Genomic DNA, 20199 nt, shown 5'->3' with positions numbered 1-20199 from the left:
AGTGCTGGTCAGCTCGTGCGGTCGGCGATGTGGTCGCAGAGCGATTCGAGGGCGCGACGCGCCGGCACGTCCGGCAGCGGCGCGAGCCGGGCCCGCGCGTCCTCGGCGTAGCTGCGGACCGTCTCCCGGGCCCGCTTGAGCGCGGGGCTCTCCCGGAGCAGTCCGAGCGCCTCGGTGTGCAGGGCGTCGTCGGTCAGCGGGCCGGTCGCCAGGATCTCCCGCAGCCGGACCGAGGCGGCGTCCGAATCGTCCGAGGCGAGGGCGTAGAGCACCGGCAGGGTCGGCACACCCTCCCGCAGGTCGGTGCCGGGCGTCTTGCCGGACTCCTCCGACTCGCTGGCGATGTCCAGCAGGTCGTCGGAGAGCTGGAAGGCGACACCGATCGTCTCACCGTACCCGGCCAGCGCCGACACGTGCTCCGGGCCGGTGCCGCTGAACAGCGCGCCGAAGTGGGCGCTGGTGGCGATCAGCGAACCGGTCTTCTCGGCGATCACGTCCAGGTAGTGCTGCACCGGGTCGGCGTCGGCCCGGGGGCCCACCGTCTCGGCGATCTGGCCGTGCACCAGGCGGGCGAAGGTACGCGCCTGGAGGCGTACCGCCTCGGGACCCAGCTCGGCGGCGACGTCCGCGGCCCGCGCGAAGAGGTAGTCACCGACCAGGATGGCGACCGAGTTCGTCCAGCGGGAGTTGGCGCTCGGCGCACCCCGGCGCACCGCGGCCTCGTCCATCACGTCGTCGTGGTAGAGCGTGGCCAGGTGGGTCAACTCCACCACCACGGCGGCCGAGACGACCTCCGGCCGGGCGGGCTCGCCGAACTGTGCGCCCAGCGCCACCAGAAGCGGCCGGAAACGCTTTCCGCCCGCTTCCACCAGGTGTCGGGCGGCCTCGGTCACGAACGGATCGGCGCTGGCCACACTGGCCCGCAGCTCGACCTCGATCGTCTCCAGCAGGCCCAGCACGGACGCCTCGGTGTGTGGGTCGGCGAGATGCAGACCGAGCGGGCCGAACTGGCCCGCGTGCCGGCTCCGGCGGCCACCGGAGCCGGTGACACCTGAACGCTCGCCACCCCTAATCACCACTCCTCCACCATGCCACACGGGCTCTACCTGCAGCGGACCGGGGAGGCGCGGCGGGGGCCGGCCCACACCCGTGGACCGGCCCCCGAAACGGAAGGTGACGCCGCTACCGGATGAAGTCCGCGGCGCCGGTGGTCAGGTCGAGCAGCGCACCCGGCGCGACGCCGAGGACCAGGGTCGCGAGTACGCCGATCACCAGCGCCGCCGAGGTCATCGCCCCCGGCACCGTGACGGTCGGGGTCGCGTCACCCGGCTCGGAGAGCCACATCATCACCACGACCCGCAGGTACGGGAAGGCGAGCACCATGCTGGTCAGCACACCGGCGATCACCAGCCACACCTGACCGCCGTCGAGCGCCGGGGCGAAGACGGCGAACTTGCTGGTGAAGCCGCTGGTGAGCGGGATACCCGCGAAGGCGAGCAGGATGAAGGTGAAGACCGAGGCGTACCCCGGCGAGCGGCGGCCCAGCCCGGCCCAACGGGACAGGTGCGTGGCCTCGCCGTCGGCGTCCCGGACCAGGGTCACCACGGCGAACGCGGCCAGCACGGTGAAGCCGTACGCCACCAGATAGAACATCGTGCCGGACAGCCCCTCCCGGCCCGGAGCCAGCACGCCGACCAGCAGATAACCGGCGTTGGCGATGGAGGAGTACGCCAGCAGGCGCTTGATGTCGGTCTGGGTGACCGCGAGCACCGCGCCGACCAGCATGGTGAGCACCGCCACCGTGCCGAGCACCGGAGTGAAGTCCCAGCGTGCGCCCTCGAAGGCGACGTGGAACACCCGCAGCAGGGCGCCGAACGCGGCGACCTTCGTGCAGGCCGCCATGAAACCGGTCACCGGAGTCGGGGCACCCTGGTAGACGTCGGGCGTCCAGACGTGGAACGGCGCGGCGGCGGCCTTGAACAGCAGGCCGATGGCGACCAGCGCCATACCGGCGAAGAGCAGCACCGGGCTGGCCGTCGAGTTGGCCACGGCGGCGTTGAGGGTGGCGAAGTCGACGCCCGCCTGACGGTCGCCCAGACCGGCGCTGAAGCCGTACAGCAGCGCCACACCGAACAGGAAGAACGCCGAGGCGTACGCGCCCAGCAGGAAGTACTTCATCGCCGCTTCCTGGCTCAGGATGCGTCGCCGACGGGCCAGCGCGCAGAGCAGGTAGAGCGGCAGCGAGAAGACCTCGAGCGCGATGAACATGGTCAGCAGGTCGTTCGCCGCCACGAAGATCAGCATGCCGCCGATGGCGAACGTGGTCAGCGGGTAGACCTCACCGGCACCACCGGAGTTGGCGGCCTGCCGCCGGTCCTCCGGCGAGTCGGCGGTGATCGCGGCCTGGGCGACGAACGCGCCGCCCCGCTCCACCGACCGCTCGCCCATCAGCAGCAGCGCCACGCCGGCCAGGGCCAGGATCGCGCCCTGGAGGAACAGCGTCGGCCCGTCGATCGCGATCACCCCGATGGTGATCACCCGCTTGTCGGCGTTGAACACCACCATGGTCAGCGCGGCGAGCACCGCCAGCAGGGCCAGCGGAAGCTGGACGGGGTGCCGCAACCGGCGCGGCACGAACGCCTCGACCAGCACCCCCAGCACTGCCGCGCCCATCATGATCAGGATCGGCGCGAGTGCCGCGTAGTCGATCGGCGGCAGTACGAACTCGTTCACCGAGTCAACCTTTCGTTCGCGACTGCGGGGCTCGCGAGCTCACTCCTCGCGCTCACCGGCTGGCCTCCTGGACGTTGCCTGCCGTCGGGGCCGGGTCGGTCCGACCGACGTCCTCCATGGTCGCCTGCACCGCCGGGTTGATCACGTCGGTGACCGGCTTCGGATAGAAGCCGAGCACCACGATCAGCGCGATCAGCGGAGCGACGACGACCTTCTCACGCAGGTTGAGGTCGCGCTTCATCGCGTCGATCTCGGTCAGCGCGGGATTGAGCGTGCCCTGCGTGGTCCGCTGCACCATCCACAGCACGTACGCCGCCGCCAGGATGATGCCCAGCGTGGCGATCACCGCGACCGGCTTGTTCACCGTGAAGGTGCCGATCAGCACCAGGAACTCGGAGACGAACGGCGCGGTGCCGGGCAGCGCCAGCGAGGCGAGACCGGCGAAGAACAGCACCCCGGCCAGCACCGGCACCAGCTTGCCGGCGCCACCGAAGTCGCTGACCAGCGCCGAGCCCCGGCGCGCGACCAGCATGCCGACCACCAGGAAGAGCAGGCCGGTGGCGAGGCCGTGGTTCACCATGTACAGCACGGCACCGGTACCGGCCTGGGTGGTGAAGGCGAACAGACCCACGCCGATGAAGCCGAAGTGCGCGATCGACGTGTACGACACCAGCCGCTTGAGGTCGTTCTGCCCCACCGCCAGCAGGGCGGCGTAGATGATGCCGATCACCGCGAGGCCCAGCGCCCACGGCGCGAACCACTGGGCGGCGTCCGGGAACAGCGGCAGACAGTACCGGATGATGCCGAACGTGCCGACCTTGTCCAGCACGCCGACGAGCAGCGCGGCGGCACCGGCCGGGGCCGCGCCACCGGCGTCGGGCAGCCAGGTGTGGAACGGGAAGAACGGCGCCTTGATCGCGAACGCGACGAAGAAGCCGAGGAACAGCCAGCGCTCGGCACCGGTGGAGATGTCCACCTGCGACAGCGCCACCCAGTCGAAGGTCTTGCCGCCGACCACCCAGAGGCCGATCACCGCGGCCAGCATGAACAGACCGCCGACCAGGGAGTAGAGGAAGAACTTGACCGCCGCGTACTGCCGCTGGTGGCCGCCGTAGCTGCCGATCAGGAAGTACATCGGCACCAGCATGACCTCGAAGAACACGTAGAACAGGAAGACGTCGGCGGCGGCGAAGACGCCGAGCATCGTGCATTCGAGGACCAGCAGCAGCGCGAAGTAGACCGGCACCGAGCGCTTCGAGGACTCGGCGTCGTGCCAGGAGGCCAGGATCACCAGCGGCACCAGCACCGCGATCAGCATCAGCATGACCAGCGCGATGCCGTCGGCCGCGAACGTGAAGTTCACGCCCCAGTTCGGGATCCACGGGTACGACTCGCGGAACTGGAACCGGTCGCCGTCGACCTGCCAGGTCACCCACATGACCACGGAGAGCGCCAGCACCAGCAGCGACCAGCCGAGTGCGACCTGCTTGGCCAGCGTCGGCCGGCTGCGCGGCAAGAGGGCGACCACCACTGCGCCGACCAGCGGCGCCACGGTGAGCACCGAGAGGAACGGGAAGTCGGACATTATGCGGCCTTACCTCCGTCGTCGATGCGCGGTCCGCCGGCGACGGCCGCCTGAGAAGCTGTCGCCCGGATGGGGTCGATCACGCGAACCACCCCGCCTGTACGGCCAGGAAGGCGGCCACGACCAGCAGCGCGCCGGTGAGGATCGAGGTGGCGTACGACCGGACGAAGCCGGTCTGTAGCCGCCGCAGTCGACCCGAACCGCCGCCGACACCGGCCGCCAGCCCGTTGACCAGACCGTCGATGCCCCGGTTGTCCAGGTAGACGAGCGCCCGGGTGAGGAAGATGCCGGGCTTCTCGAAGACCGCCTCGTTCACCGCGTCGGTGTAGAGGTTCTTGCGGGCGGCGGTGACCAGCACACCGGCCGGCTGCGGCTCGTTGGCCGTGCCGTTGCGGAACAGGAACCAGGCCAGCCCGGCACCGAGCACGGTCACGCCCAGCGACAGCACCACGATCGCCCAGTGCGGCAGCACCGCGTCGTGGTGCGCCTCGGCCGCGCCGAGACCGGCGGTGGCGGTCAGCCAGTCCGGTACGGAGGTGGCCAGCAGCCAACCCGCACCGATCGAGCCGATACCGAGCAGGATCAGCGGGATGGTCATCAGCGGCGGGGACTCGTGCGGGTGCTCGATGTCCGTGGTCCAGCGCTTGGGGCCGTGGAAGGTCAGCACGAACAGCCGCGTCATGTAGAACGCGGTCAGCGCGGCACCGAGCACCGCCGCCCCGCCGAACAGCCAGGCCGTCCAGTCGTCCCGCTCGAAGGCGGCGGCGATGATCGGCTCCTTGGAGAAGTAGCCGGAGAACGGGAACATGCCGATGATCGCCAGCCAGCCCGCGCCGAAGGTGATCCAGGTGATCTTCATGTACTTCGACAGGCCGCCGAAGCGGCGGATGTCCACCTGGTCGGACATGCCGTGCATGACCGAGCCCGCGCCGAGGAACATGTTGGCCTTGAAGAAGCCGTGCGCCAGCAGGTGCACGATGGCCAGCGCGTACGCCGCGCCACCCAGGCCGACACCGAGGAACATGTAGCCGATCTGGCTCACCGTCGACCAGGCCAGCACCCGCTTGATGTCGTCCTTGGCGCAGCCGATGATCGCGCCGATCAGCAGCGTCAGCGCACCGACGCTGACCACCACCAGTTGCAGCGTGGCGTTGGCCGAGAAGATGATGTTGGACCGGGCGATCAGGTAGACACCGGCGGTGACCATCGTCGCGGCGTGGATGAGCGCCGACACCGGGGTCGGGCCCTCCATCGCGTCCGGCAACCACGCCTGGAGCGGGAACTGACCGGACTTGCCGGCCGCGCCGAGCAGCAGGAGTACGCCGAGCACCAGCACGGTGCTCCCGGCCAGCGCGCCGACCCCGTTGAACACCTCGTCGTACTGGGTGGTGCCCAGGGTGGCGAACATGATGAAGATGGCGATGGCCAGTCCGGCGTCGCCGACCCGGTTCATCAGGAACGCCTTCTTGCCGGCGGTGGCCGCGGCCGGCTTGGTGTTCCAGAAGGAGATCAGCAGGTACGACGCCAGACCGACGCCCTCCCAGCCGAAGTAGAGCATCACGTAGTTGTTGCCGAGGACCAGCAGCAGCATGGCCGCGACGAACAGGTTGAAGTAGGCGAAGAACCGCCGCCGACCCGGGTCGTGCGCCATGTACTCGACCGCGTACAGGTGGATCAGGAAGCCCACGCCGGTGATCAGCAGGACGAAGACCCCGGCCAGCGGATCGAACAGCAGGCCGAAGTCGACGTTCAGGTTGCCGACCGCGATGAAGTCCCAGAGGCTCAGTTCGACGGACTTGTTCTCCAACCCGCGCAGGTTGAAGAAGTAGGTCAGACCGAGCAGGAAGGCGGCACCCACGGCGGCCACGCCGAGCCAGTGCCCCCACCGGTCGGCGCGCCGGCCGAGCAGCAGCAGGACCATCGCGCTGACCAGCGGGATCGCCACCAGCAGCCAGACGCTGCTCAGCAGCCCGTCGGCCGTCGCGTACGAGACGGTCTCGGCCGGAGCAGCCTGGGCGTACGTCACAATTTCGTCCACCGGTGGGCCCCTCTAGTACTTCAACAGGTTGGCGTCGTCGACGCTGGCGGAGCGCCGGGTGCGGAAGATCGCCATGATGATGGCCAACCCGACCACGACCTCGGCCGCCGCCACCACCATCACGAAGAACGCCATGATCTGGCCGTTCAGGTCACCGTTCATCCGGCTGAAGGTGACCAGCGCCAGGTTGGCCGCGTTGAGCATCAGCTCGACGCACATGAACAGCACGATCGCGTTGCGCCGGACCAGCACCCCGGCCGCGCCGATGGTGAACAGCACCGCGGCGAGGACGAGGTAGTAGTTCGGTTCGACGGAGAAGAAGTCACTCACTTCTCAGTGCCCTTCAGGGTGGTCTCCTCGGCGGCCAGCTCACGCACCGGAAGGATGTCCGGCGTGCTCCGGTCGCTCAGCCGGCCGTCCGGCAGACGGGCCGGGGTGGCCACCGACGAGGAGGTGGCGAAGACACCCGGGCCGGGCTTCGGACCGGGGTAGTTGCCCGGCGCGAAGCGGGCCTTCATGGTGGCCACCTGGTCGCGCCTGTCCTCCTTGCGCCGCTCGATGTGCGCCAGGATCATGCCGCCGATGGTGGCGGTGATCAGCAGCGCGGCGGTCAGCTCGAAGGCGAAGATGTAGTCGGTGAAGAGCAACCGGGCGATGCCCTGCACGTTGCCGCCCGCGTTGGCGGCCTCCAGGCCCACCGCCTCGGTGCCCTGGGTGGCCCGGTAGACCCCGCTGCCGAGCAGGGCGGCGAAGCCGACGCCCAGCCCGATCGCGGCGATCCGCTGACCCCGCAGCACTTCGATCAGTGAGTCCGAGGCGTCCCGGCCGACCAGCATCAGCACGAACAGGAAGAGCATCATGATCGCGCCGGTGTAGACGATGATCTGCACCATGCCGATAAACGGTCCGGCCTGGAGCACGTAGAACACGCCCAGGCTGAGCATGGTGAGCACCAGCCAGAGCGCCGAGTGCACCGCGTTGCGCGCCGCCACCATGCCGATCGCGCCGGCCAGAGCCAGCGGGGCGAGGATCCAGAAGGCCACCGCCTCGCCGCCGGAGACCGCACCCGCGGCGAGCACCGTCGAGGTGGTCATGCCGTCTCTCCCTTGTCCGCCGCGGCGCGCTGGGCGGCCTGCTGGGCACCGGGGAAGGTGACGCCCGGGTGCTCGTCCACCTGGTACCGCCCCGGTCCCATCGGCGAGCGCTCGGCACCGGCCGAGGTGCCCGGGTTGGTCAGGCTGCCGACGTAGTAGTCCTTCTCGCTGTCGCCCAGACGCATCGGGTGCGGCGGCTGCTCCATCCCCGGCAGCAGCGGCGCGAGAAGCTGCTCCTTGGTGAAGATCAGGTCCTGCCGGTTGTCCCGGGCCAGCTCGTACTCGTTGCTCATGGTCAACGAGCGGGTCGGGCACGCCTCGATGCACAGCCCGCAGAAGATGCAGCGGGCGTAGTTGATCTGGTAGTTGCTGGCGTACCGCTCACCCGGCGAGAAGCGCTGCTCGTCGGTGTTGTCGCCACCCTCGACGAAGATCGCGTCCGCCGGGCAGGCCCAGGCACACAGCTCACAGCCGATGCACTTCTCCAGGCCGTCCGGGTGCCGGTTGAGGATGTGCCGGCCGTGGTAGCGCGGCGCCGGCTTCGGCGGGGTGAAGGGGTAGTCGGTGGTGACGACCTTCTTGAACATGTGCGAGAAGGTGACCCCGAAGCCCTTGAACGTTCCGGTGATCGCGCCCACGTCACACCTCCTCAGAGTCCTGGCCGGCGGGAACGTTGGCCGGCTCCCGCTCGGCGACCATGCGCCGGGTACGCGGGCTCGGGGGTACCTGCAGATCCATTGGCGGCAGCGGGAAGCTGCCCTGCGGCCGGTTCTCGACCTGCTCGGCGACGGTCGCCTTCGGCTGCGGCTTACGGCTCGGCCAGAACATCGCGGCCAGCAGCACGATCCCGGCCGGGATGCCGATGGCCCACAGGCGACCCGTGGTGTCCCAGTCGCCGATGGTGCGGTACCAGCCCAGGACCACGATCCAGACCAGGCTGATCGGGATCAGCACCTTCCAGCCGAGTCGCATGAGCTGGTCGTAACGCAGCCGGGGCAGCGTGCCCCGCAGCCAGACGAAGACGAACACCAACAGGATGACCTTGCCGAAGAACCAGAGCAGCGGCCACCAGCCGGAGTTGGCCCCCGACCAGAGGCTGATCGGCCACGGCGCGTACCAGCCGCCCAGGAAGAGGGTGACGGTGAAGGCCGACATGGTCACCATCGCCACGTACTCGCTGAGCATGATCAGCGCGAACTTCAGCGAGCTGTACTCGGTCATGAAGCCGGCCACCAGCTCCGACTCCGCCTCCGGCAGGTCGAACGGCGGCCGGTTCGTCTCGCCGACGATGGAGATGAAGAAGACGATGAAGCTCGGGAACAGCAGCAGCGCGTACCAGCCGGGCGCCGAGACGTCGAAGCCGAAGAGGTTCACCTGCGTGCCGGTACCCTGCGCGGCCACGATCTCCGAGGTGGACATCGTGCCGGCGAGCATGAAGACCGCCACGATGGACAGCCCCAGCGACACCTCGTACGAGATGAGCTGGGCGGTGGAGCGCAGACCACCGAGCAGCGGGTAGGTCGAGCCGGAGGCCCAGCCCGCGAGCACGATGCCGTAGACCGCCAGCGAGGAGAGTGCGAGCACCACCAGCACCGCCACCGGCACGTCGGTGACCTGCAACGGCGTCTGGTGGCCGAAGATGCTGACCATCGGGCCGAAGGGGATCACCGACAGCGCGGTGACCGCGCAGATCACCGAGATGGCCGGCGCGAAGAAGTAGATGACCTTGTCCGCCGACTTGGGGAGGATGTCCTCCTTGAAGGCCATCTTCAGGCCGTCGGCGAGCGTCTGCAACAGACCGAACGGGCCGAGCTGGTTCGGGCCGGGCCGGACCGCCATCCGCCCCACCACTCGCCGCTCGAACCAAACGCCCAGCAGCGTGCCGAGCAGGGCGACGAGGAAGGCAAAGACGATCTTGCCGAGCACCAGCCACCACGGGTCGTGACCGAAGTCGGTCAGCGACGGCGCCTGGGCGAGGAGCGAGTGACTCACTGGGCCCACCTTTCGTTCCCGACTGCGGGGCTCACTCGCTCCGCTCGTTCACTCCTCGCACTCACTGGTTACCCCCGACGGAGTTGAGCAGCGGGCCCGAACGGCCGGCCGCGTCGGCGGCGACCGGCTCGGCCGTACCGGGTACGGAGACCCGGACCACCGAACCGGAGGTCGCGCCCAGGCTGCGCCGTACCGTCGCGCCGGGCGAGTTGGTGGGCAGCCAGACCACGCCGTCCGGCATCTCGGTGATGGCCGCCGGGAGGGTCAGCGCCCCCCGGTCGGTCCCCACCGTCACCGGGTCGCCGTCGGCGATGCCGAGCGCCTCCGCGCTGCCCTTGCCCAGCCGGACCACCGGCGGGCGGGCGGTGCCGCCCAGGTGCTCGTCACCGTCGATGAGGCTGCCCAGGTCGAGCAGTTGGTGCCAGGTCGCCAGGATCGCCTCGCCGGGCGCGAGGTCCCGGACCGTGCCCGGCTCGACGCTCGGGGCGGCCGGACGCTCCACCCGGGTCGCCGGCAGGCTACCCAGCTCGCGCCGCACGGAGAGCACGTCCCCGGTGCCCAGCCGCACGTCGAGCTGGGCGGCGAGCGCGTCGAGCACCCGACCGTCGGTCATCGCCGCGGTGGTCAGTACCGCGTCGAACGGGCGCAGGCGGCCCTCCCAGTCCAGGAAGCTGCCGGCCTTCTCGACCACCGGGGCGACCGGCAGGACGACGTTCGCCCGGCGGGTCACCGCGCTGGCCCGCAACTCCAGGCTGACCAGGAACGGCACCGCGTCGAGGGCCTGCTCGGCCAGGCGCGGGTCGGCCAGGTCGGCCGGGTCGACGCCGGCCACCACCAGCGCGCCGAGCTGGCCCGCGGCGGCGGCGGCGAGGATGCCGTCGGTGTCCCGCCCGGCCTGGCTCGGGATCACCCCGGCCGGGATGTCCCACGCCTCGCCCAGTTCGGCCCGCGCGGTCGGCTCGGTGACCAGCCGGCCACCGGGCAGCAGGTTGGGCAGGCAGCCGGTGTCGACGGCGCCCCGGTCACCGGCGCGACGCGGCACCCAGGCCAGCTTCGCACCGGTACGCGCGGCCACCTCGGCGGCGGCGGAGAGTCCGCCGGGCACCGAGGCGAGTCGCTCGCCGACGACCAGGATCGCACCCGGGGCGCTCAGCGCCTCGGTGACCGTGGCGTGCTCAGCGAGCACCCCGGCCTCCTCACCCGGCACCACCCGGGCCAGCTTGGCACCGAGCTTCTCCAGGCCACGGGTGGCGAACGGCGCGATCGCGTACACCTTGAGCCTGTTCTTGAGGTACGCCTTGCGCATCCGCAGGAAGAGGATCGGGCACTCCTCCTCCGGCTCCAGGCCGACCAGCACCACCGCGGGAGCGTTCTCGACGTCGGTGTACGTGACGTCGGTGCTGCCGGCGACGTTGCTGGCCAGGAACTCGGCCTCCTCACGGGAGGCCGGGCGGGCCCGGAAGTCGATGTCGTTGGTGTGCAGCGCGATCCGGGCGAACTTCGCGTACGCGTAGGCGTCCTCGACGGTCAGCCGGCCGCCGGTGAGCACCGCCGAACCCTGACCGCCGTCCCGGGCCGCACGCAGCCCCTCGGCGGCGACGCTGAGCGCCTCGCTCCAGGACGCCTCGCGCAGCTCGCCGGTCCGCTCGTCGCGGACCAGCGGAGTGGTCAGCCGGTCGGTGGCGCGGGCGTACTGGAAGCCCCACCGGCCCTTGTCGCAGTTCCACTCCTCGTTGACCTGCGGGTCGTCGCCGGCCAGCCGACGCATCACCTTGCCGCGCCGCCAGTCGGTGCGCTGGGCGCAGCCGGCCGAGCAGTGCTCGCAGACGCTCGGGCTGGAGACCAGGTCGAACGGGCGGGCCCGGAAGCGGTACTGGGTGCCGGTCAGCGCGCCGACCGGGCAGATCTGCACCGTGTTGCCGGAGAAGTACGAGTTGAACGGCACATCGCCGGCGCCGGCCGGAGCGCCAGCGGAGTCAGCATTGTCCGCTTCCGCTCCACCGCCGTACTCCTCGTCCCGGTAGATGTTGATCTCCTCGGCGGACGACCGGTTCATCAGGTCGATGAACTTGTCACCGGCGATCTCCTCGGAGAACCGGGTGCAGCGCTGGCAGAGCACGCACCGCTCGCGGTCGAGCAGCACCTGGGTGCTGATCGGCAGCGGCTTCGGGTACTCCCGCTTGTGCTCGTGGAACCGCGAGTCGGTACGCCCGGTCGACATCGCCTGGTTCTGCAGCGGGCACTCGCCGCCCTTGTCGCACATCGGGCAGTCGAGGGGGTGGTTGACCAGGAGCAGCTCCATGATCCCCTCCTGCGCCTTCTTGGCGACCGGGGAGCTGAGCTGGGTACGGACGACCATGCCCTCGGCCACCGTCTGGGTGCACGAGGCGACCGGCTTGCGCTGCCCCTCCACCTCGACGAGGCACTGGCGGCAGGCACCGGCCGGCGCCAGCAGCGGGTGGTCGCAGAAGCGGGGGATCTCCGTGCCGATCTGCTCGGCGACGCGGATCAGCAGCGCCCCCTTCGGGGCGGTGACCTCGACGCCGTCGATGGTCAGCGTGACCGTCTCGGTCGACTTGGCTACGTCCGTCACTGTGCTTGCCTTTCGCTCGCGGCTGCGGGGCTCGCTCCGCTCACTCCTCGCACTCGCATCAGTGGGCTCCCACCAACTGCTTGTCGGACAACTTCGGCGCGGTCCGTCCCTCGATGTAGTCGAGGTAGTCCTGCTTGAAGTACTTCAACGACGAGGTCACCGAGCTGGTGGCACCGTCACCCAGACCGCAGAACGAGCGGCCGAGGATGTTGTCGCAGGTGTCCAGCAGGGTGTCCAGATCGTCGTGGGTGCCCTGGCCGGCCAGGATGCGCCGGTAGACCCGGACCATCCAGTAGTTGCCCTCCCGGCACGGGGTGCACTTGCCGCACGACTCGTGGTGATAGAACTCCAGCCAGCGGTAGGTCGCGTAGACCGGGCAGTCCTGGTCGGAGAAGATCTGCGTGGCCGTGGTGCCGAGAATCGATCCGGCGCCGGCCACCCCCTCGAAGTCCAGCGGCACGTCCAGGTGCTCGGCGGTGAGCAGCGGGGTGGACGAACCGCCCGGCGTCCAGAACTTCAGGTTGTGCCCGGGCTGCATCCCACCGGCCAGCTCCAGCAGCTCGCGCAGCGTGATGCCCATCGAGCACTCGAACTGACCGGGGTTGGCGATCCGGCCGGAGAGCGAGTAGATCATCGGTCCGGAGGACTTCTCCGTGCCCATGGTCTTCCACCACTCGGCGCCACCGAGCACGATGTACGGCACGCTGGAGATGGTGCCGACGTTGTTGACCACGGTGGGGCTGGCGTACAGGCCGTGGGTCGCCGGGAACGGCGGGCGCAGCCGGGGCTGACCCCGGAAGCCCTCCAGCGAGTCCAGCAGCGCCGTCTCCTCGCCGCAGATGTACGCCCCGGCGCCCGAGTGCACCACCAGGTCCAGGTCGAAGCCGGAACCGAGGATGTCGCGCCCGAGGTAGCCCTTGGCGTACGCCTCGTTCACCGCGTTGCGCAGGCGGCGCGCCGCGTGCACGGCCTCGCCCCGGATGTAGATGTAGGCCCGGCTGGCCCGGATCGCGTACGACGCGATGATCACGCCCTCGACCAGCGAGTGCGGGTCGTGCGTCATCAGCGGCAGGTCCTTGCAGGTGCCCGGCTCGCCCTCGTCGGCGTTGACCACGAGGTAGTGCGGCTTGCCGTCGCCCTGCGGGATGAAGCCCCACTTGAGCCCGGTCGGGAAGCCGGCGCCGCCGCGACCGCGCAGCCCGGAGTCCTTGATGAGCTGGATCAGGTCGTCCGGGTGCGCCTTGAGCGCCTTGCGCAGTGCGGCGTACCCGTCGAGCTTCTCGTAGGTGCCGATCCGCCAGGCGTCCGGCGACAGCCAGCGCTTGGTGAGTACCGGCGTCAGCAGGGCCAGGATCTCCGGCCGAGGCGTGGTCACTTCTGAGCCCCCTTGTCGTTCGCGGAGCCCTGGCCACCGCCGGACGACTCCGCCTCGCTGAGGTTGCGCTCCTGAGCCTCGGCGTCGTCGCCGGCAGGCTTGCCGTCTCCGGCGGGCCGGTTGGCCGCCGCACCGGCGGCCTCGGCCGCCCGGGCGTCGCTCGACGTGGGCGCCGCCCCGTCGACCGGCGCCTTGGTCCCGGGGGCGTCCGGCACGGCCGTCCGGGCGTCCGGCTGCCGGGTCTCGGCGGTACGCACCTGCGGCGACTTGCGGTCCGGAGCCGGTACGTCGGGTGCCGTGGTGCCGGTCGGCGCGACCTTGGCCGGGGTGGCCGGGGCCGGCTTGTCACCGGCCTTGCCGCTGCGGATCGGGGTGTTCGGGTCGAAGCCCGGCACCGAGATGCCGTGCTGCTCGGCCAGCCGCAGGCCGCGCAGGCTCGGCTCGCCCGGTACGCCGTCGGCGACCGCGCCCTCGCGCTCGTCGGCGAAGCCGGCGAGCTGCACCGACATCTCCTTGAGCGTGCAGAGGCGGGCGCCCCGGCTGGGCGTGGGCCGCCCACCGGCGCGCAGTTCGTCGACCAGGCCCACCGCGCTCTGCGGGTCGACACCGTCGAAGAAGTCGTAGTTGACCGTCATCACCGGGCCGTAGTCACAGGCGGCCAGACACTCGGCGTGTTCGAGGGTGATGGAGCCGTCCTCGGTGGTCTCGTCGTGCCCGACGCCCAGGTGCTCGGTGAGGGCGTCGTAGACCTCCTGGCCGCCGAGCACGTTGCACATGGTGTTGGTGCAGACGCTGACCAGGAAGTCACCGGTGGGGCGACGCTTGTACATGGTGTAGAAGCTGGCCACGGCGCCGACCTGGGCCTTGTTCAGGCCGAGCACCTCGGCGCAGAACGCCACTCCGGCCGGGGAGACGTAACCCTCCTCGGACTGCACCAGGTGCAGCAGGGGTAGCAGGGCCGAACGGGACCGGTCGGCCGGGTAACGGGCGATGATCTCCCGCGCCCGAGCCCGCGTCTGGTCCGTGAAAACAGTCGTGGTCACCGGTCACAACCTCCCATGACGGGGTCCAGCGAGGCGCCGCCGGCGATCACGTCGGCGATCAGGCCGCCCTCGGCCATCGCCGGCAGGGCCTGGAGGTTGACGAAGCTCGGCTCCCGGTAGTGCACCCGGTACGGCCGGGTGCCACCGTCGGAGACCGCATGCACGCCCAGCTCTCCGCGCGGCGACTCGATGCCGACGTAGACCTGGCCCGGCGGCACCCGGAAGCCCTCCGTCACCAGCTTGAAGTGGTGGATCAGGGACTCCATCGACTGCCCCATGATCTTGGCGACGTGCTCCAGCGAGTTACCCATGCCGTCCACGCCGATGGCCAGTTGCGCCGGCCACGCGATCTTCTTGTCGGCGACCATCACCGGTCCCGGCTTGAGCCGGTCCAGCGCCTGCTCGACGATCTTGAGCGACTCGCGCATCTCGGCCATCCGGACCAGGTACCGGCCCCAGACGTCGCCGTCGGGGTGCGTCGGCACGTCGAACTCGTAGTCCTCGTAGCCGCAGTACGGCATGGTCTTCCGCAGGTCCCAGGCCAGCCCGGCGGAGCGCAGCACCGGCCCGGTGACGCCGAGTGCGACACAGCCGGTCACGTCCAGCACCGCGATGTTCTTCGTCCGCTCCAGCCAGATCGGCTGGCCGGAGAGCAGGTCCTCGTACTCCTTGAGCCGCTTCGGCAGGAGCTTGAGGAAGTCGCGGATCTTGACGATCGCCTCGTCCGGCACGTCCTGGGCGACACCGCCCGGCCGGACGTACGCGTGGTTCATCCGCAGGCCGGTGATGAGCTCGAAGATCTCCAGGATGTACTCGCGCTCGCGGAAGCCGTAGAGCATCATGTTGATCGCGCCAAGCTCCATCGCCGTGGTGGCGACCCAGACCAGGTGCGAGGAGATCCGGTTCAGCTCCATCATGAGCACCCGGATGGTGTTGGCCCGCTCGGTCACGTCGTCGGTGATGCCGAGCAGCTTCTCCACCGCGAGCGAGTACGCCGTCTCGTTGAAGATCGGCGAGAGGTAGTCCATCCGGGTCACGAACGTTGAGCCCTGGACCCAGTTGCGGTATTCCAGGTTCTTCTCGATACCGGTGTGCAGGTAGCCGACGACCGAGCGGGCCTCCCGGACCGTCTCGCCCTCCAGCTCCAGGACCAGCCGCAGCACGCCGTGCGTGGACGGGTGCTGCGGACCCATGTTGACGACGATCCGACCCTCGTTGATCGGGTCGACTCCCGAGACGAGATCGTCCCAGTCCCCGCCGGTGACGGTGAAGACCCGACCCTCGGTGGTCTCGCGTTCGGTGGCGTAGTTGGACGCGCTCATTGGTACGACCTCCGCTTGTCGGGCGGCGGGATCTCGGCGCCCTTGTACTCCACGGGCACGCCGCCGAGGGGGTAGTCCTTCCGCTGCGGGTGGCCCTCCCAGTCGTCCGGCATGAGGATCCGGGTCAGCGCCGGGTGGCCGTCGAAGACGACGCCGAACATGTCGTACGCCTCCCGCTCCTGCCAGTCCGCCGTCGGGTAGACCGAGGTGACGCTGGGCAGGTGCGGGTTCTCGGCGGAGACGGCCGCCTCCAGCCGCACCTGTCGCCGGTAGGTCATCGAGGTGAGCTGGTAGACCACGTGCAGCCGGCGTTCGTCGGCACCGAGGTAGTCCACACCGGAGAGCGACGACAGCAGCTCGAAGCGCAGCCCCGCGTCGTCCCGCATCACCTGGCAGACCTCGGCGATCCGCTCCGGGCGGATGTGCAGGGTCAGTTCACCCCGGTCGACGACCACGTTCTCGATCGCGTCGCCGAAGGCCGGGTACGCCTCCTCCAGCGCGTCGTACACCTCGTCGAAGTAGCCACCGAACGGCCGGGGCGAGTCCGCGAGCTGCGGGCGCGGGCGGACCAGACCGCCGAAGCCGGAGACGTCACCGGTGCCCTGGTTGCCGAACATGCCCCGACCGGCGGGCGCGGCCGGCGGGAACTCGGCGGGCGCACCGCTGGTCGACCCGGCCGGCGTCACCGGAACCGGTACGACGCCCTCGGTCCGCTTGTCGTCAGTCACTTGATCCCCCCGTACGGGTGGAGGTGGTTCTGGGCCTTCATCCAGTTCTCGATCCGCAACTGCTCCTCGCGGCCCTCGCGGACGGCCTTCGTCCACTCGGCGCGGCGGGCCTTGTCGCTGCGGTACGACGACGGCATCGAGCCGTACGGCACCACCGGCACGTCACCGCGCGCCTCGCGGGCCGCCAGCATCTTGCGACCGTTCGGGCCCAGCGGCTCGTGGCCGATCTTCTCGCGCAGCTTGAGGATCGCGTCGATGAGCATCTCCGGCCGGGGCGGGCAGCCCGGCAGGTACATGTCGACCGGCACGACGTGGTCCACGCCCTGCACGATGGCGTAGTTGTTGAACATGCCGCCGCTGCTGGCGCAGACGCCCATGGAGAGCACCCAGCGGGGCTCGGCCATCTGGTCGTAGATCTGGCGCAGCACCGGAGCCATCTTCTGGCTGACCCGACCGGCGACGATCATCAGGTCGGCCTGCCGGGGCGAGGCCCGGAAGACCTCCATGCCCCACCGGCCCATGTCGTAGTGCGGACCACCGGCGGCCATCATCTCGATCGCGCAGCAGGCCAGGCCGAAGGTGGCACCCCAGACCGACGACTTGCGCGACCAGTTGACGAGCTTCTCCACCGAGGTGAGCAGGACGCCGGCGGGAAGTTTCTCCTCGATACCCATTGCCGTTCCTCCCTCAGTCCCAGTCCAGACCGCCGCGCCGCCACTCGTAGGCGTACGCGACGAAGACCGCACCGATGAAAATCAACATGGCGACGAATCCGAACACCGGCAGGAGGTCGAAGGAGACGGCCCACGGGTAAAGGAAGATCATTTCCACGTCGAAGACGATGAAGAGCATCGCCGTCAGATAGAACTTGACCGGGAACCGGCTGCCGCCGATCGGCTGCGGGCTGGGCTCGATCCCACATTCGTAGGCTTCGAGCTTGGCCTTGTTGTATCGCCGGGGTCCGGCGAAGCGGGCGGCGCCTATCGAGAACAGCGCGAAGGCCGCGGCGAGGGCGAAGAGCCCAATGATGGGTACGTAAGGCGAGAGCGACATCTTCTTCTCCTGCTCGTCCTTCCCTGCCCTCGTTCGTTGGCGAAATTCACACTATTCACATCCCACCCGGCGACCGTCGGCGGGGGGTCGACCTGCCTGGTCCGCGCCCCTACACGGCGGGCGCGACCCGGGTCATCGCATTGATCACCCGGTCCATCGCGTCACCGCCACGGGGGTCGGTGAGGTTGGCCAGCAGCTTGAGCACGAAGCGCATCAGGGTCGGGTGGGGCATGCCGTGCTTGGTCGCCACGCGCATGATCTCGGGCCGGCCGATCAGCTTCACGAAGACCCCGCCCAGGCGGTAGTAGCCGCCGAACCGGGTCTTCAACTCCTGCGGGTACGCCATCAGTGCCCGCTCCCGCTCGGCTCCGACCGGGCGGGCCAGCGCCTGCACCGCGACCTCCGCGGCCAGTTCGCCGGACTCCATGGCGTACGCGATGCCCTCGCCGTTGAACGGGTTCACCATGCCGCCGGAGTCACCGACGAGCATGACTCCCCGGGTGTAGTGCGGCACCCGGTTGAAGCCCATCGGCAGCGCCGCGCCGAGGATCGAACCCTCGGCGTTGGTCTCGTCGGCCATCCCCCACTCCGGCGGCGTGTTCGCCAGCCAGTCGGTGAGCAACCGCCGGTAGTTGGTCTTGCCGAAGGCCGACGAGGAGTTGAGGATGCCGAGGCCGACGTTGACCCGGCCGTCGCCGAGACCGAAGATCCAGCCGTACCCGGGCAGTAGGGCACCGGTGCCCTTGGCCCGCAGCTCCAGCCAGGACTCCAGGTAGTCGTCGTCGTGCCGGGCCTCGGAACGGTAGTAGCGGCGGACCGCCACGCCGATCGGGCGGTCCTCGCGCTTGGCCAGCCCGAGGGCGAGCGGGAAGCGGCCGGAGACGCCGTCGGCGGCGACCACCAGCGGCGCGTGGAAGGTGGCCGGGGCCTTGTCCGGGCCGTCCTCGGCCTCCACCCCGATCACCCGGCCGTTGCCGTCGAGCACCGGGCCGGTCACGGTGACGTTGGTGCGCAGCGTCGCCCCGGCGGACACGGCCCGCTGGACGAGCAGGTCGTCGAAGTCGAGCCGGGTGCGGACCAGGCCGTAGTTCGGGAAGCTGGCCAGGTCGGGCCAGTCCAGTTCGAGCCGGACGCCGCCGCCGATCACCCGCAGACCCCGGTTGTGCAGCCAACCGGCCTCGGGTGAGGTGTCCACACCCATCCGGATCAACTGCCGCACCGCGCGCGGGGTCAGCCCGTCGCCGCAGACCTTCTCCCGAGGGAACTCGGTCTTCTCCAGCAGCAACACGCGTACGCCGTGCTGAGCCAGGTGGTACGCGGTCGCCGACCCACCGGGACCGGCGCCCACGACGATCACGTCGGCGTCGTTCTCCACCGCGGTCATCCGCGCCTCCTCCCCGAGTGCTCGTGAAATGCTTCACAAGCCAGCCGGGACGAGTCTATGACCGACGCCGTAAGCTCGGTTTGTTAGGGCGTCCTAACATCACGGAAACAGGACACTGACGGAACTCCCGGACGCTGCGGTCATGCCGTCCGGGGCATCGGAGCAGCCCTATGCGGTGGGGCTGGCGGCGTCCAGACCCGCGCGGATCGTCTCCGGCAGGTGCTCGCGCAACGCGCCACCGGCAGCCCGGTCCAGCGCGGCCAGCACCTCGGACACCACCTGACGCACGTCCGCCGGATCCGCACCGGCCAGATCCCTGAGCTGGTCGACCAGCTCGGCGGCATCATCGGTGGCCAGGTGCCTCGCATCCGTCATGCGAGCCAGCCTAAACGGCAGACATTGCTAAATAGCCCAATTCACCTAAATGGTGACGAGAAATGGACAAGCCGGGTCAATCCCGGATAGCCCGATGCAGCGCCACGATGCCGCCGCTCAGATTCCGCCACGCCACCTTGCCCCACCCGGCCGCACCCACCCGCGCGGCCAACGCCGGCTGGTCCGGCCAGGCCCGGATCGACTCGGCCAGGTAGACGTAGGCGTCCGGGTTGCTGGACACCGTGCGCGCCACCGCCGGCAGCGACCGCATCAGGTACGACAGGTACACGGTGCGGAAGGCCGGGTTGACCGGGGTGCTGAACTCGCACACCACCAACCGGCCGCCCGGCCGGGTGACCCGCGCCAGTTCACGCAGCGCCGCATCGGTGTCGCTGACGTTGCGCAGCGCGAAGGAGATGGTCACCGCGTCGAAACTCGCGTCGGCGAAGGGCAGCCGGAGCGCGTCACCGGCCAGCAACGGCACCTGTGGACGGACCCGCTTGCCCGCGTACAGCATGCCCAGCGACAGGTCCGCGCCGACCGCGTACGCCCCGGAGCGGGACAGTTCCTCGGTCGAGACCCCGGTGCCCGCACCCACGTCCAGCACCCGGTCGCCGGGACGCAGGTCCAGGGCGGCCCGGGTGGCCCGCCGCCAGAACCGGTCCTGCCCGAAGGAGAGGACGGTGTTGGTCAGGTCGTAGCGGGCCGCGACCCCGTCGAACATCGCGGCGACCTCGTGCGGCTGCTTGTCCAGGCTGGCGCGCTGGCCCTGCGGGGTGCTCACCCCTCCACTCTGCCAGCCCGACCCCTCACCGCTCACCGCCAGGGTCGCCGCGGCCCACCGCAGAGACAGTAGGGGCGGGATGGTCGCCCATCCCGCCCCT

18 protein-coding genes are annotated in these 20199 nt (G+C 70.0%); all 18 read right to left on the bottom strand.

Annotated features, from left to right (window positions below; translation table 11 throughout):
- Nucleotides 1-8 precede the first annotated feature (8 nt).
- On the bottom strand, nt 9-1079 hold the full coding sequence (locus tag ACQVFL_RS01190; protein WP_396692103.1) for a polyprenyl synthetase family protein: 1071 nt from the start codon (nt 1077-1079) through the stop codon (nt 9-11).
- 103 nt (nt 1080-1182) lie between these two features.
- Nucleotides 1183-2733 carry an NADH-quinone oxidoreductase subunit NuoN gene (nuoN, locus tag ACQVFL_RS01185; protein ID WP_396692102.1) on the bottom strand — a complete coding sequence of 517 codons (1551 nt, stop codon included), beginning with the start codon at nt 2731-2733 and terminating at the stop codon, nt 1183-1185.
- A gap of 52 nt (nt 2734-2785) precedes the next feature.
- Nucleotides 2786-4318: an NADH-quinone oxidoreductase subunit M gene (locus ACQVFL_RS01180; RefSeq protein WP_396692101.1), complete on the bottom strand. Its 1533-nt coding sequence runs from the start codon at nt 4316-4318 to the stop codon at nt 2786-2788.
- Between the two features lie 79 nt (nt 4319-4397).
- Nucleotides 4398-6356, bottom strand: coding sequence for an NADH-quinone oxidoreductase subunit L (gene nuoL, locus ACQVFL_RS01175; RefSeq protein ID WP_396692100.1), 1959 nt, complete (start codon nt 6354-6356; stop codon nt 4398-4400).
- 12 nt (nt 6357-6368) lie between these two features.
- Nucleotides 6369-6686, bottom strand: coding sequence for an NADH-quinone oxidoreductase subunit NuoK (gene nuoK, locus ACQVFL_RS01170; protein ID WP_013731028.1), 318 nt, complete (start codon nt 6684-6686; stop codon nt 6369-6371).
- Nucleotides 6683-7450 (bottom strand): NADH-quinone oxidoreductase subunit J, encoded by a 768-nt coding sequence (locus tag ACQVFL_RS01165; RefSeq protein ID WP_396692099.1) that lies wholly within the window; start codon nt 7448-7450, stop codon nt 6683-6685. The genes nuoK and ACQVFL_RS01165 overlap by 4 nt, the downstream gene beginning before the upstream one ends.
- Nucleotides 7447-8088: an NADH-quinone oxidoreductase subunit NuoI gene (nuoI, locus tag ACQVFL_RS01160; RefSeq protein ID WP_431728382.1), complete on the bottom strand. Its 642-nt coding sequence runs from the start codon at nt 8086-8088 to the stop codon at nt 7447-7449. The genes ACQVFL_RS01165 and nuoI overlap by 4 nt, the downstream gene beginning before the upstream one ends.
- 1 nt (nt 8089) lies before the next feature.
- A complete protein-coding gene (nuoH, locus tag ACQVFL_RS01155) occupies nt 8090-9442 on the bottom strand; it encodes an NADH-quinone oxidoreductase subunit NuoH (protein ID WP_396692097.1) in 1353 nt (450 codons plus the stop codon).
- 61 nt (nt 9443-9503) lie between these two features.
- Nucleotides 9504-12035: an NADH-quinone oxidoreductase subunit G gene (locus ACQVFL_RS01150; RefSeq protein WP_431728381.1), complete on the bottom strand. Its 2532-nt coding sequence runs from the start codon at nt 12033-12035 to the stop codon at nt 9504-9506.
- Between the two features lie 58 nt (nt 12036-12093).
- Complete coding sequence (gene nuoF / locus ACQVFL_RS01145) at nt 12094-13410, bottom strand: NADH-quinone oxidoreductase subunit NuoF (RefSeq protein ID WP_431728380.1); 1317 nt, start codon at nt 13408-13410, stop codon at nt 12094-12096.
- Nucleotides 13407-14453 carry an NADH-quinone oxidoreductase subunit NuoE gene (gene nuoE / locus ACQVFL_RS01140; RefSeq protein WP_396692094.1) on the bottom strand — a complete coding sequence of 349 codons (1047 nt, stop codon included), beginning with the start codon at nt 14451-14453 and terminating at the stop codon, nt 13407-13409. The genes nuoF and nuoE overlap by 4 nt, the downstream gene beginning before the upstream one ends.
- A complete protein-coding gene (locus ACQVFL_RS01135; RefSeq protein WP_396692093.1) occupies nt 14450-15775 on the bottom strand; it encodes an NADH-quinone oxidoreductase subunit D in 1326 nt (441 codons plus the stop codon). Before ACQVFL_RS01135 ends, nuoE begins: the two co-directional genes overlap by 4 nt.
- Entirely contained in the window at nt 15772-16503 is a 732-nt protein-coding gene (locus ACQVFL_RS01130; protein WP_396692092.1) for an NADH-quinone oxidoreductase subunit C, read from the bottom strand. Before ACQVFL_RS01130 ends, ACQVFL_RS01135 begins: the two co-directional genes overlap by 4 nt.
- Nucleotides 16500-17177, bottom strand: coding sequence for a NuoB/complex I 20 kDa subunit family protein (locus ACQVFL_RS01125; protein WP_093404021.1), 678 nt, complete (start codon nt 17175-17177; stop codon nt 16500-16502). Before ACQVFL_RS01125 ends, ACQVFL_RS01130 begins: the two co-directional genes overlap by 4 nt.
- Nucleotides 17178-17190: 13 nt before the next feature.
- Nucleotides 17191-17556 carry an NADH-quinone oxidoreductase subunit A gene (locus ACQVFL_RS01120; RefSeq protein ID WP_350697428.1) on the bottom strand — a complete coding sequence of 122 codons (366 nt, stop codon included), beginning with the start codon at nt 17554-17556 and terminating at the stop codon, nt 17191-17193.
- A 109-nt stretch (nt 17557-17665) separates the two neighbouring features.
- The gene (locus tag ACQVFL_RS01115; RefSeq protein WP_396692091.1) at nt 17666-18940 is read right to left on the bottom strand and encodes a geranylgeranyl reductase family protein; all 1275 of its coding nucleotides are present in this window, start codon (nt 18938-18940) and stop codon (nt 17666-17668) included.
- Between the two features lie 168 nt (nt 18941-19108).
- The gene (locus ACQVFL_RS01110; protein WP_396692090.1) at nt 19109-19315 is read right to left on the bottom strand and encodes a hypothetical protein; all 207 of its coding nucleotides are present in this window, start codon (nt 19313-19315) and stop codon (nt 19109-19111) included.
- A gap of 76 nt (nt 19316-19391) precedes the next feature.
- The gene (locus tag ACQVFL_RS01105; RefSeq protein WP_396692089.1) at nt 19392-20099 is read right to left on the bottom strand and encodes a demethylmenaquinone methyltransferase; all 708 of its coding nucleotides are present in this window, start codon (nt 20097-20099) and stop codon (nt 19392-19394) included.
- Nucleotides 20100-20199: the final 100 nt, after the last annotated feature.

This window comes from Verrucosispora sp. TAA-831 (assembly GCF_050780145.1).
Lineage (GTDB): Bacteria > Actinomycetota > Actinomycetes > Mycobacteriales > Micromonosporaceae > Micromonospora.
Note: the sequence above shows the minus strand (reverse complement) of the source record. Positions and strands in the feature narration are given on the sequence as shown.

Coding starts and splice junctions, on each gene's coding strand:
- ACQVFL_RS01180 (WP_396692101.1), bottom strand. CDS start 4,318: ATGTCCGACTTCCCGTTCCTCTCGGTGCTCACCGTGGCGCCGCTGGTC.
- ACQVFL_RS01165 (WP_396692099.1), bottom strand. CDS start 7,450: ATGACCACCTCGACGGTGCTCGCCGCGGGTGCGGTCTCCGGCGGCGAG.
- ACQVFL_RS01135 (WP_396692093.1), bottom strand. CDS start 15,775: ATGAGCGCGTCCAACTACGCCACCGAACGCGAGACCACCGAGGGTCGG.
- ACQVFL_RS01125 (WP_093404021.1), bottom strand. CDS start 17,177: ATGGGTATCGAGGAGAAACTTCCCGCCGGCGTCCTGCTCACCTCGGTG.
- ACQVFL_RS01120 (WP_350697428.1), bottom strand. CDS start 17,556: ATGTCGCTCTCGCCTTACGTACCCATCATTGGGCTCTTCGCCCTCGCC.
- ACQVFL_RS01115 (WP_396692091.1), bottom strand. CDS start 18,940: ATGACCGCGGTGGAGAACGACGCCGACGTGATCGTCGTGGGCGCCGGT.
- ACQVFL_RS01110 (WP_396692090.1), bottom strand. CDS start 19,315: ATGACGGATGCGAGGCACCTGGCCACCGATGATGCCGCCGAGCTGGTC.